9 protein-coding genes are annotated in these 12,143 nt (G+C 69.9%); 4 read left to right on the forward strand and 5 right to left on the reverse strand.

Going from position 1 to position 12,143, the window contains the following annotated elements:
- The first annotated feature begins 59 nt into the window (after positions 1–59).
- A complete protein-coding gene (locus M8I34_RS19585) occupies positions 60–263 on the forward strand; it encodes an MbtH family NRPS accessory protein (RefSeq protein ID WP_030077941.1) in 204 nt (67 codons plus the stop codon).
- A gap of 624 nt (positions 264–887) precedes the next feature.
- Positions 888–1,472 (forward strand): GNAT family N-acetyltransferase, encoded by a 585-nt coding sequence (locus M8I34_RS19590; RefSeq protein WP_250050724.1) that lies wholly within the window; start codon positions 888–890, stop codon positions 1,470–1,472.
- A 257-nt stretch (positions 1,473–1,729) separates the two neighbouring features.
- On the opposite strand, the gene M8I34_RS19595 is transcribed toward M8I34_RS19590, so the two are convergent.
- The 4 genes from M8I34_RS19595 to M8I34_RS19610 all read right to left on the reverse strand — a co-directional run bounded on the left by M8I34_RS19595 (position 1,730) and on the right by M8I34_RS19610 (position 8,604).
- On the reverse strand, positions 1,730–3,616 hold the full coding sequence (locus M8I34_RS19595; protein ID WP_250050725.1) for an alpha-keto acid decarboxylase family protein: 1,887 nt from the start codon (positions 3,614–3,616) through the stop codon (positions 1,730–1,732).
- Positions 3,613–5,742, reverse strand: a complete 2,130-nt coding sequence (locus M8I34_RS19600) for an FAD-dependent oxidoreductase (protein ID WP_250050726.1) — start codon at positions 5,740–5,742, stop codon at positions 3,613–3,615. Before M8I34_RS19600 ends, M8I34_RS19595 begins: the two co-directional genes overlap by 4 nt.
- A 6-nt stretch (positions 5,743–5,748) precedes the next feature.
- Entirely contained in the window at positions 5,749–7,227 is a 1,479-nt protein-coding gene (locus tag M8I34_RS19605) for a Dyp-type peroxidase (RefSeq protein ID WP_250050727.1), read from the reverse strand.
- Between the two features lie 621 nt (positions 7,228–7,848).
- Complete coding sequence (locus tag M8I34_RS19610; protein ID WP_250050728.1) at positions 7,849–8,604, reverse strand: dienelactone hydrolase family protein; 756 nt, start codon at positions 8,602–8,604, stop codon at positions 7,849–7,851.
- A 268-nt stretch (positions 8,605–8,872) separates the two neighbouring features.
- On the opposite strand from M8I34_RS19610, the gene M8I34_RS19615 reads away from it, so the two are divergent.
- Entirely contained in the window at positions 8,873–9,355 is a 483-nt protein-coding gene (locus M8I34_RS19615) for a hypothetical protein (RefSeq protein ID WP_244416592.1), read from the forward strand.
- Between the two features lie 15 nt (positions 9,356–9,370).
- On the opposite strand, the gene M8I34_RS19620 is transcribed toward M8I34_RS19615, so the two are convergent.
- Positions 9,371–10,627 (reverse strand): MFS transporter, encoded by a 1,257-nt coding sequence (locus tag M8I34_RS19620; RefSeq protein WP_250050729.1) that lies wholly within the window; start codon positions 10,625–10,627, stop codon positions 9,371–9,373.
- Positions 10,628–10,796: 169 nt separating this feature from the next.
- On the opposite strand from M8I34_RS19620, the gene M8I34_RS19625 reads away from it, so the two are divergent.
- Positions 10,797–11,882, forward strand: coding sequence for a DUF5937 family protein (locus M8I34_RS19625; protein WP_250050730.1), 1,086 nt, complete (start codon positions 10,797–10,799; stop codon positions 11,880–11,882).
- Positions 11,883–12,143: the final 261 nt, after the last annotated feature.

The raw sequence follows: 12,143 nt of genomic DNA on the forward strand, positions 1-12,143 counted from the left end.
GCCCGACCGCCCGATGACCTGCCCGACCGACAAGTCAATCCACGACAGGAGAACGTGACATGGACGAGAACGCTCGCTACCAGGTGCTGCGCAACGACGAGGACCAGTACTCGCTGTGGCTGGCCGACCTGGAGATCCCCGCCGGTTGGCACGCCGTGGGCAAGGAAGGCACCCAGGACGAGTGCTCCGCCTACGTCGACGAGGTCTGGACCGACATGCGGCCCCGCAGCCTGCGCGAACGCATGGACCACGTCGGCTCCTGACCGGATCCGCCCCGCAGGGCCACAACTGAACCGGGCTCGCCCCCCATCCCCCTGAAATACCGCGGCCACCAGGAGAGATTTCCTGGTGGCCGCTTTCCTTTGCCCGGCCGCCCGGCGGCCGCAGCCCCTCGCATCATCCGTGCGTTCCGATGCCCTACGGCAAATGATGTCGTACATCTTCATTACCCGGCATATCGGTTTTGGTGCAAAGTAGTGACGATAGGCGCCTATTACGCTATACCAGTGACATGCCGCCCAGGCCGGATGCCTGAGAGTGGAGTTCGGGACTTTTACGGGGTGAGGGAACTGCGCATCGCGGGGTATTTTCTCCATGGCCGGTCCGTGACGAGGCGCCGTCGTGCCCGGCCGGAGGGCGCGGCGCCGCTCCGCTCCGTCAGCGAGCCGCCGCGTTCGACCGTATGAGGCGGTAACTCCCGTTCCTCCGAACGGAGTTCAGCGGACATCGGATCACCTCACGGCTGCCCGCGTATGCCCGGAAGCGGCCTGAGCATCCCTCTGAGGGCTGCCTGCGCCACCCGGAATACGCCCCTCCTGCACCCGTACCGGCATTGCCTTTCACCCCACCGAGACCACGTGGCGTTCACGATGAGAAGGGAACCTGGAATGACCCCGATCCTGCGTACCGAACGACTGGTTCTTTCGCCCTACCGGCCCGAGGACGAGGATGCCTTCGTGGCCCTGCTCCGTGACGAAGAGGTCTGCCGCTGGATGGGGCAGGAGCGGTCACCCGAAGAAGAGATCCGGGCCGTATTCGCAGCAATTCTCAACGAAATCTATCCCAAAAACATGTTCGATGTGTGGGGTGTCTGGGCCGAGGGCGTTTATGTGGGCCATGCGGAGATCAAGAAGACGGGCAACGTCGACGGCTACGAGATGGTCGCCGCCCTGGTCAGGCAGAGCTGGGGGAAGGGCGTGGGCACCGAGCTGGTATGCGGTCTGCTGGACTACGCAGCCGACACCTTGAAGCTCGACGAGGTCTACGGAATGGTGGGCGCGGAGAACGCCGCGAGTCTGGCGCTGGGCAGGAAGCTGGGATTCGCGCACGTCCGCGACGTGGTCGGGGACGACGGCACGGTGACGAAGATGCTGGTTCTTCCCACCGCGGACAGAGAGAGACCCGGCGCGGGCCCCGCCGCCGGACCGCGGGACGGCGGACCGGTCCTGCCACCCACTCCCACTGCCGTCTGACCCGCACGGCCCGGAGCGGACTCCGGCGCTCGTCGGCGCTCCCCTCCTGAGGCGGCGGCGGTACGGGAGGGGGCCGGGCCGGCCATGGCCGCATCCAGGGAACTCACGCCACCCTGGATGCGGCCTCAGGCACCGCCGGACCGGCCCTTAAACGGGGGCCTCCACCCCCGGGTTCGTCAGAGCTCAGCCGAGCCCGTCAGAACACGCCGGAATCCGTCGGGACGCGCCGGAACCGGTCCGAGGCATCGCGACCCCTGTCATCCCACGTTCCCTTCGGAGAGCGCGCCGCCGGACGGCGGACAGTTCTCGGTGATCTTGTACTTGAGCGCCTCGGGATAGTCGTGCCGCTTGAACTGCACCCGTACGATGACCGGGCCCTGGTTGATCTTGTCGCTGGGTTCGGCGATCCGTTGCAGCAGGGAGGCGAGTTCGTCGTGCGTACGGACGGCGAAGCCGTGCATCGGGTGCTTGGCGGAGCCGAAGACCTCCGCGAGCTTCTCGTACTGCCAGGGGTGCAGTTCGTTGTAGAAGTCGGCGCCGTCGGAGGACGGTGCCCCGTCCTTGTAGTAGCAGGGGTGGATGAGCATCTGCTCGATGCCGTAGAAGGCCTCATTGTCCAGGATGAACACCACCGGGCGCAGACCGTGCCGCACATGGGTGGACATCTCCTGGCACGTCTCCTGGAAGGAGCCGTCGCCGACGAAGACCATCGGGCGCTTTGCCGCCTGGCTCCGCCCGAGCGCCACCCCGGTGGCCGCGCCGACCGAGTAGCCGATGGACAGCCAGCTGTTCTGCGCCACGTACGAGGCGCGTTCCGCCATCCGCAGGTTCATCGAGCCGATCAGCGCGAACGCGGCGTCGCACACCACGGTGAACGGGTTGCTGCGCTCGCCCGAGGGCTCAGTGGTCTGCGAGTCGAGGAAGGCGTTGACATGGCGGAAGAAGCTGTCGTACGTCACGGTCTCCGGGTAGGGCCCGCCGCTCTGGGAAGCCAGGTAGGCGGCGGTGCTGTCGGGGACGTCGAGGCCCTCGCCATGGGCGCTGGCGAAGTAGTCCGCGGCGAAGGAGCCGCTTCCGAACTCGGCCACCAGGCGCTCGCGCAGCGCGGGGAGGAACCGGGCGAGCTGCACATCGGGGAAGTACGAGGCGCCGACACGCACCCCGTCGTGGGCGGCGACCGCCCAGTCGTCGCCGATCGACCGCTCGCCGCCGAGGTTCTTCGAGGTCGCCCACGAACCCAGCCCGATACGGCAGCCCGCGTTGTTGAAGACCTCGGCGACCTGCGGATTGCTGGCCTTGCCGTTGTAGACGCCGGAGAAGCCCGGGGTGTACTCCGACACCACGGACTTGGCGCCCACGGTGGTGCAGAACGGGATACGGGTCTCGCGGACCAGCTTCTCGAACTCGTCGGACAGCCGGAAGCGGTCGATCTCCTCGCCGGCCCACAGGATCGGGTTGCGGTAGGTCCGGACGAGGTCCACACATGCCGTGACCGCCCGTTCGAGCATGCGCTGGTTCTTCGCGGTGACGGGCCGCTCCCGCCGCGTCAGACGGCCTTGCGGTGCGGGACACTGCGCTTCCCAGACGTCATCCATGACCTCCAGGTACACCGGCCTGCGGTGGGAGAGACATGCGGTGATCGCGCTGTCGATCTGGGTGGGGGCCAGGCCCGGATTGGAGATGGCCTGGGCGTCCACCGTCACCTGGCGGTAGACGTCCAGGTTGCTCTCGGGGCGCTGGGACATGTGTGAGGTGAGCAGGCCGATCGCCTGCTGGTTGAGCCACGACTCGTACGACGGGGCCGCGTTGATCGCGATCAGCGGTACGTACTCCGCGAAGGCGCCGCCGATCGCATTGAGCAGGTTGAACGCGCCCACGCTGTAGGTGACCGCGACCGCGCCGATGCCCTGCTCGCCGAGCGTGATCTGCGCGTCGGCGGACTTCACCCGCGTATACGCGTCCGCGGCCTGGCCGGCGCCTCCCTCGGTGGGGGTGCCGATCCAGCGCACCGCGGTCTTCTCGTGCAGCGTCGACAGGAACGGGCCCAGGTGGTCGCCGGGAACGCCGAACAGATGGGTGATGCCGAGCTGTTCCAGCCTGAGGGCCAGGTACTCGGCCACCGTGCAGGTCTTGGATGGGGTCATGACGTCAGCACGTCCTCTCGTGTCCGGTCCGGTGAGGTGGTGGATTCCCGGCGCTCGCGGGGCGCCGCGGCCCGCCCGCCGACGGCGCTCTCGTCCGCCGCGGGAGCCTCGTTGACAGCGATGGCGGCACGTACGGCCGTCTCCACCGCACCCTCGATCCAGGCGTGCTTGAGCGACACATGCTCACCGGCGAAGTGCACAGGACCCTCGGCCCGCACCACATCGAGGTGGAAGCTGGTCATCTGGTGCGGGGTGTAGACAGCCGCCTCACCGCAGGCGTACGGGTCGCGCAGCCAGCTCTGGGTCTGGCCGGCACCGGTGTAGAAGACCTCGATCCGGCGGCCGTGCACGGACTGGAGGTTCTGGAGGGCGTAGCCGTAGCGCTCGTGGTCCTCGAAGGAGTCCCAGCGCGCGGCGTCGTCCGACCAGGAGTAGCCGGCCAGCACCACGCCGCCCTGGCTTCCGGGGACGGGGTGGGAGGGGTAGTACATGAAACGGTTGGGGTTGTCGGTGGCGGAGCCGCCGCCGTAGGCGTGGGTGGCCGGCCGTACACCGCCGCGCAGCTCGGAGTTCCGGTAGTACTCCACCTGCTTCGGGCTGATGCGCTTCTCGTCCACGCTCGGATGGGCGCCGAGCAGCCCGGTGGGCAGGTCCCGCAGGCTCTGCGGCACGGCCACCGCGGCCTCGGCGTCATCCTCACCCCACCGCTGGTAGTACTCGTACAGACCGGGCGCGATGGCGTCGAGCTCCCGCTTCCAGTCGTCCTCGGTGAACTCCCACCAACGGCGCGAGAATTCCAGGAGCACCTTGGTGGCCTGGTCGTAGTGCGTCTCGATGACGGCGCGGCGCTTCTTGTACGAGAAGGCCGGGGTCACGGTGGTGAACCGCAGGCTGGAGAAGGGGATGGTGACGATCGCCAGGTCACCGGTCCAGGTCTGCACCTCTCCGTACGGGTCGCCCTCGGGCACGGTCTGGATGGCGACAGCGGGGCCGCCCGGCCCGGCGAGCCCGCCGTGGTGGCCGTCGCGGCCCGCGTCGTAGTACTCCAGCCGGACCATCCGCTGGCCCATCACGATCTGTTCCCGCAGATCCTTGGCGAGCGCCTCGGGAAGCATCCGGCTGCCGCCCTCGATCTCCCAGTACGTGGCGGTCGGGTCGATGTCGCTGCGGCCCAGGAAGCTGTGGAAGAACGCGAGGTGCAGCCGCGAGGTCATGTTCTCGATCGTGCCGATCGCCTCGATGGCCTCGTCGCTGAACCCGGCGTACTCGCGCAGGAAGCGGCCCATCGAATAGCCGTCGAAGTCGCGGATGACCCCGGCCCAGCCGTCCAGCCACTCCTTGAAGGGCTTGCTGATCCGCTTCCCGTCGCTCTGGAGCACGGAGTAGTAGTCGCGCACCGGCTCCAGGGCCTGGTTGACCATCTCGCCGACGGTCAGCCGCGATTCGCAGCCGGTGAGGTGGAAGCCCTCGTTGATCTGGGACGGGTCCGTGGCGTACTGGGCGCGCCGTGCCTGCGCGCGGTTGGTACGGATCCAGCTGTGGTTGCGCTTGTCCGGCTCCCGGAACTCGGGGCTGGGGTCGCCGTTCGTCCAGATCTTGCCGTCCTTGAACGACTTGTAGACCACCGGGGGGACGGGAGCGGTCTGGTTGCCCGTCGTGGGGTCGATGTCGACGTTGAAGAACAGCCGCCGCTTCAGGCCGAGTTTGTCGATCAGCGCCAGGGTCAGCGGATGGAAGCTGGGCAGGCGCATCGCCCCGGCCTCCGCGTACTGCGCGGGGTCGGTGAAGGGCGGCGGCTCGCCCTTCTTGGTGTGGAAGGTCTTGATCCGGCCGCCGACCCGGTTGGCGTTGGCCTCCAGGATCGTCACATCGTGCCCGGCGCGGGTCAGCAGATCGCCTGCGACCAGACCGGCGATGCCCGCGCCGACGATCAGGATGCGCTTGGGGGTGGCGGGGCGCTCCAGACCCTCGTCGATCAGCACGTCGAGGTAGCGGAGCTTGAGGTCGTCGTTGGCCGGCTCGGGGCCGATCAGCAGGAGTTCGCGGGCGAGCTGCTGATAGGTCTTCTCGTTGGCGCGCTCGGCTCCGGTGGGCCGACCGTGCAGGTCATGGCGGGTGTCATTCATGGCGGCTCAGACCTTCTCGTGCAGGGACTGGTTCGCGGCAAGCCGCCGCAGGGTGGTGATGGAGGGCGTGAAGGCGTACACCGCACCGGTGGTCCGCACGAACCGGTCCATCGACACGGTGCCTTCGTGGCCGTCGGCCAGCGCGATACGGGCGTCCGGGCTGCCGGGATCCCCCTGTTTGATGGTGCCGGTCACCTTGTCGATGCCGTTGGGCGCACCACTGGTTCCGGGCACGAAGTTCGGGTTGTTCGACCAGATCCGCTGGACGAACTCGTACTGCCGCTCGAGCGAGGTGCCGTAGCAGACGAACATCAGGCCGCGGTCCGTGTCGTCATTGCCCCGGGTGTACGCGGGACCGTACGGAATGCCGCGGCGCATGATGCGGTGACGCTGGGTGGGCTCGAAGCGGCGGGGAGTCGTTCTGCGGATGTGCGCGGCGCACGGGGTCAGTTTCCCCTGCCCGTCGTTCTCGTAGGTGAAGTCATTGCGCCCGGGACCGACCCCGGTCACCGGGTTTTCGCCCTGCGCGAGCGGCGTGCCGTCTTTCATCCGACCGACCAGACACGCGCCCAGCAGCTCGGGGGAGATGCCGCTCGGCCGGAACTTGCCCGCCTCGCGTACCACTGCGTCATTCCAGGCGGAGACGTCCTGCCGCAGCCGGCGCACCACCTGAAGAGAACCGTTGTCCAGCCACTTGGGTCCCTCGGGCGGGTTTCCGCTCTCACTCTTGTGACCGAAGACGAATTCACCGGGCTCGACCATGACGGCCCCCGCGCGGTTCTCGCGGAATCCGGGGTTGTCCCGGTCCTCGCGGTGGAAGTCCTTGACTCCCGGCTGGGAGATGCCGTCCTTGTACCCGAAGTGCTCGTGCCCGCGCAGGTCGCCCGTCAGGGTACGGCCGTCATCCTGATGGACCAGCACCACACCGTGCGCCGAATCCGCCGCGGTGATGTTCTTGAGCTTTTCGTCGAGCGCCTCCTCGGTGTCCGCGGCGACGAGCAGTACGGCGTGTACGTCGGTGCGGTCCGAGCCGAAAAGCCAGTTCTCGGGGCCGCTCGTCCCCTCGTCCCCGAGGCTGGCCGCCATGCCGTCCGCGCCCTTCACGAACGAACCGAAGTGGGTCAGATCCTGTTTCACCTTTTCGGGCTCGCGGGCGACCTGAAGCAGACCCTGGAAAGTTAAGGACACCCCCACCCAGGTGGCGGTGAGGGACGGATCCTGCCCGTAGGCCCGGCGGGAAAGGGAGAACTCCTCATTGAAGTCCTCGACCGCCTCGGTCACCGAGACCGTGTTCAGCATGACGGACAGCCAGCCGCGTCCCCCCGCGCCTTTGTCGTCGGGGAAGCGCACGTAGCGGAACGTCATGTAGTCCTTGTTGAAAGCGGCCAGGATGTTGCCCTGGATTTCCGTGGATCTGCGCAGTGGCGGTTCCGGCAATTGCTCGATGTCCGGGGCGGCCGTCGGGCGCATGGAGGTAGTGGTCACTTCTCTCCTTTGCTGGAGCTTCGCGAGCGTCGGGGAGCTGCGCGCGCAGGCGGATGCGGCTCCCGGCACGCTGAGGCGGCATATGAGGCGGAAAGTGATGCGGAAGGTGATGCGGAAAGGACACAAGGGCACACCAAAGCCAGCCGGTGCACGGCTTGTGACACCAGCCCAGCATCGAATCGGCCACCCCGCAAAGCACCGGCGCCAACCGGGGCACAGGGTCACCCGCACCGGTGACCACGGGCCCACCACGGTGGACGGCAGCACGCAGTGAGCGGTCGGCACCGGCCCCGCGAGCCGGCCGACGGGACGATCCGGTCAGCCGTCACCCCGAGCGTCAGGGGAGCGCGCGCCGAGCGGGGGAGTGGGACCTGTGCCGAGCCTCCGTCGGTCTCCTGTCGGGTGGGCCGCTCCACAGACCACGACGACCACCAACTCCGCCCGGGTGCAGGTCACTTCGGTGCGATTGCCGACGCGGGAGCCCTCGCGCCCACTCCGTCGACGGGTCCTTCAACGGCGATGCCCCGCCGACCCGCGGCAAACGTGCGAGCGGGTCGGCGGGGCATCGCGGGCACGGCCCCCGGGCGGAACGGCGTCTCCCCGGTGGTCCCGCCCGTGGTGTCAGAGGCGGCGCCCGAAGAGCTCCAGCAGATTGCGCCAATGACGCTCGGCCGCCTCGGCGTTGTAGGCGGCGGTGTCGCTCTGGGTGTAGCCGTGGTGGGCGCCCTCGTACAGCTCGCTGCGGTAGGACACGCCTTCGGCGTCCAGGGTCTGCTCCAGGCGCTTGATCTGGTCGGCCGGCATCGAACCGTCCTGGTCGGCGTGCCCGAAGTACAGCTCCGCCTTGATACGGCCGGCCAGCCGGTGCGGGCTGTCCTCGTCGTCGGTGACCAGGCGGCCGGCGTGGAAGGAGGCCGCGGCGGCGATGCGGTCGGGGTGGGCGGCGGCGGTGCGGAGGGCGAGGACACCGCCCATGCAGTAGCCGGTGGTGCCCACCGGGCCGTCGGTGACCAGGGGCGAGGCGGCCAGCCAGTCGAGGTAGGCGCCGGCGTCCCGCATGGCCGGGGCGGGGGTGAGGGACCGCATGACCGGGGCGAGCTGCTCGAAGATCTCCGGCCGCTGGGAGGGGTCGATGAAATCGGGCAGGTCCACCACCGGGGCGCGCCCGGAGCGGTAGAAGACGTTGGGCACCAGCACCGTGTAGCCGTGCCCGGCCAGGCGCCTGGCCATCTCCTCCAGCGCGGGGCGCAGCCCGAAGGCGTCCATGTACAGCAGGACGCCGGGGTGCGGCTCGCCGTCGTCGGGGTGGGCGAGATAGGCGTCGGCGACACCGTCCGGGGTGGGGAGGTCCAGGGGGGCGCCGTGCACGCTTGTCATGTCCGCACCTTTCGTCGGGCTCCAGGGCGACGCGCGAGAAGCGGGCCGCCCGTCCGCCGGTTCCACGCCGGCGGATCCCCCCACAGTAATCGTCTGTACGGAGGGAGCATCCGGTACGGCGGGGCGGGCCTCCCGGCGCCGGGGGAGGGACGCCCCTCTTCGGGCCGCCCCGCGCCGGCCGATCTGTCCGGAGCCCACCACGGAGGCCCCGTAAGACTGTGCACGTCCGCACAAGTCCCTTGCATTTCCCCTGTGTTGGAATCCAGGCATGGCCAGTACCTCTCCCGGAACCGTGTCACTCTCCCGGAACGAGCCCTCGCGCCGGCCGCGCGCCGAGGTCGAGCGGTTATGTGACGAAGCGACGCGACAGAAGGACCTTGCGCACCGCAGAGCGGAATTCTGGGTCAAGGTCGATATCGCCCTGGGCTTCCCCGCGGCCCTCCTCGCCGGTGTATCCGGAGCGGCGGGGCTGGCATCGGTGGACGCACGTGTGCCCGCGGCGCTGGTGGCCCTGATCGCTGCCGGGTTCGCCGCCGGGGCCGCCTTCCTCCGGGGTGACAGCAGGCGTCTGGCCAACAAGCGCGCCCGGCAGGCATGGGCCTTCGTGGAGGCCAAGGCCCGGATGAAGCTGGCGCAGGACCGGGTGGCCCCCGAGGACCTCGGCGAGGTACTGGAGAGCCGCCAGGCCGCGCTGGCGGCATACGAAGGAGAGGACTCCCAGGCCGGTCCGCCGCCGATGGTGTCGGGCTGAAACGGGGGAAGCCCGTCAGCCCGCGCGGCGTATGCCCGCGCGGCGTATGCCCGATTGGCAACCGCCGAGCCGCGTTCCCTGATCCTTCTCCGTGGCAACGGCGGAGGCGGAGAGGAGCGTCGCGGCGGCGAGGCTGCCCCAGAGGGCGGCCGGGCCGTGAGGTGCGAGAGCGGTGATGGCCGCCGGGGAGACGGCGAGGCCGAAGCCCGTGGAGAGCTCGAAGCGGGCGAGGGCGCGTCCCAGGACATGGGCCGGGGCGAGGGCGGTGACGAGCGCGGTGGCGCTGCCGGCATAAATGATCTCGCCGATGGTGCAGACCACGGACACCGTGGCGACGGCCGGGGCACCCCAGCCGTGTCCCAGCGAGGTGGCCGCGAGGAAGCCGAGGTAGGACGCGGCGAGTACCACGCCGGCCAGAGCCAGCACGGTCCGCCGGGGGAAGCGGGACATCAGGACGGTGACCGGAACCTGGAGGGTGACCACCAGCACCGTGTTGGCCACGAAGATGGCTGCCGACCACACCGGGGATGCGTGCAACTGTGTCACCAGGACCAGCGGGAGCGCGATTTCGGGGACGTTGAGACAGAAGACGTAGACCACGTTGGCGGCCAGCAGCGCGCGCATCCGTGGTGCGGGCCCGTCGGCCGTGTCCTCGGCCGGGGCGGCGGCCGGATGCGCACGCAGGTGCACCGACCACGCCAAGGCCGCCGCAGCGAGATAGGCGAGCCCGGTGACGGCTGCCAGCGCCTGCAAGGCGGTGGTACCGCCCGCCAGGCATGCGGTGGCGAGGAGCGCGCCCGCGCCCAGGGCGGCATTGCGCAGGGCGCGGCCTCCCGCGAGAGCGGCGTCGCGTTCCCGGCCGTGGGCGACCGTGGCCACGAGAGCCGCGTGGGCGGCCGGCCATGCCTGGTTGCCGATGCCGAGGAAGAGCGCCGCCGTCGCGAACAGCCAGACGTGCCCCGCCGGGGTGGCCAGCAGCAGCGCCACGCCCAGCGCCCGCACCAGCATCGACGCCGCCACGACCGTGCTGCGGGCGCCCCGGTCCAGCCATCGGCCCACCGCGGGCATGCACACCAGACCCACGACGATGCCGACCGTCATGGCGATGCCGGTGGCCGGCGCGGACAGCCTCAGCACCGTCACCCCGTACAGCAGCAGAAAGGGCCGCAGCAGACCGGTGCCGAGCGCGTCCACGGCCAGGGCGACGGCATAGCGGGGGCCTCCGGAGGCACGGACGAGGGCGCGGGGCCGGATCTTGGTGGTGGTTGCCATGGCGCCAACGGTGCGGTCGGCCGCCGGCCCGGCCACGTCGCTTGACGGACACCGTCAAGCGACGTGACCTCGTCGTCGACCTGATCTCGTCGTCGGCGTGACCTTGCCGTCGTCGTGCCCTCGTCCTCGGCGGGACCGTGTCGGACATCCGGTCGGTGATGATGAGGGGGTGACGTTGAGGATCGACATCAGCGGCCTGCCGTCCGAGCGACTGCGGTTCGCCGCCTCCCCGCTGGCCGAGCTGACCGCGATGCTGCACGTACTGGCCGAACCCGGGCATCATCCGCAGCGCGCCGGCTGGGCCGGCGATGTCCGGGCCGGGCTGCGGCCGGAGCTGGCCGAGCGGTTGCGGGAGGCGGAGTTCCTCTGGCGCTCCTCGCAGGCCGACTTCCTGCTCCCCGCCCGGCCTCGGCCGACCCTCGCCGAGGAGTTGGACGACGTGGACCGGATCGACGACGCAACGTATGTGACCGCCGCGCTCGTCACCACGTGCGGCGGCAACCGGGCCCACCTCGTCGCGCCCTCGCCGCTCACCGACACGACTGCGCGCGAGCGGGCCCTGGACCTGGCCCAGGCCCGCGGCGTGCGGCAAGAAGCCTTCGCGGAACGGCTGCTCGCGGACCCGGCCGCCGTGCGGGCACGGGTGCGCCACACCCTCGAACAGTGCGCCGAGGCCTTCTTCGACGCCGCCTGGACGGGCGCCGCCGTGCAGCTCGCCACCGACCTGCGCCTGAAGAACGACCTGCTGAAGCGCCAGGGCCTCGGGGCGGCACTCGCCTCGGTCTCCGGCGCGGTCACCCTGGCACCGGACGGCGGCTGCATCATCGTGGACAAGCTTCAGGACAAGGCGACCGCCGCCCACGGCACCGGGGTCACCTTCATCCCCAGTGTCTTCGGCAGCCCGCACCTGGTGGTGGTCCACGCGCCCGGGTGGCAGCCGGTGGTGCAGTACCCCGTGGCCGAGCCCAGCCCATCGGAGCCGGTATCGCTGGAAACGGTCACCCTACGGCTGGAGGCACTCGCACATCCCGTACGACTGCGGCTGCTGCGCACCCTGGCCCGCGGCCCGCACACCACCGGTGAGCTGGCGCACGCCTGGGAACTCTCCCTCCCGGAGGTCTCCCGCCACCTCGCCGTCCTGCGCCGCGCGGGCCTCCTCACGGCCCGGCGGCACGGACGCTACGTCCGCCACACCCTCCACCTGCCCGATCTGACAGCGCTGGGGACCGACTTGCTGGCAGCCGTACTGCGCTGAGCAGTACCTTCGGCCCGCCGGAAAGCGGGCGACCGCCGCCTCCACAGCACCGCCCGACTCGGCAGTCCGCAAGTGCGCCGACGCACCTGAACAGCTCACCGGCACAACGACTTTGAAGACAGGTCCTGACTTGAGTTTTCACCTCCACCCGGTTGCCCCCAGGAGGCGCTGGGTGGCGTGAACGGCTACGACCAGGTCCGGCTGTGGTGGTCCAAGAGCGGTCCGGCTCGGTGATGACGGCCGCCGTCGAGGCCCCGCGCC

Source organism: Streptomyces sp. MCA2, from assembly GCF_023544705.1.
Classification (GTDB): Bacteria; Actinomycetota; Actinomycetes; order Streptomycetales; family Streptomycetaceae; genus Streptomyces; species Streptomyces decoyicus.

Coding starts and splice junctions, on each gene's coding strand:
- M8I34_RS19610 (WP_250050728.1), bottom strand. CDS start 8,604: ATGACAAGCGTGCACGGCGCCCCCCTGGACCTCCCCACCCCGGACGGT.
- M8I34_RS19585 (WP_030077941.1), top strand. CDS start 60: ATGGACGAGAACGCTCGCTACCAGGTGCTGCGCAACGACGAGGACCAG.
- M8I34_RS19595 (WP_250050725.1), bottom strand. CDS start 3,616: ATGACCCCATCCAAGACCTGCACGGTGGCCGAGTACCTGGCCCTCAGG.
- M8I34_RS19620 (WP_250050729.1), bottom strand. CDS start 10,627: ATGGCAACCACCACCAAGATCCGGCCCCGCGCCCTCGTCCGTGCCTCC.
- M8I34_RS19600 (WP_250050726.1), bottom strand. CDS start 5,742: ATGAATGACACCCGCCATGACCTGCACGGTCGGCCCACCGGAGCCGAG.
- M8I34_RS19590 (WP_250050724.1), top strand. CDS start 888: ATGACCCCGATCCTGCGTACCGAACGACTGGTTCTTTCGCCCTACCGG.
- M8I34_RS19615 (WP_244416592.1), top strand. CDS start 8,873: ATGGCCAGTACCTCTCCCGGAACCGTGTCACTCTCCCGGAACGAGCCC.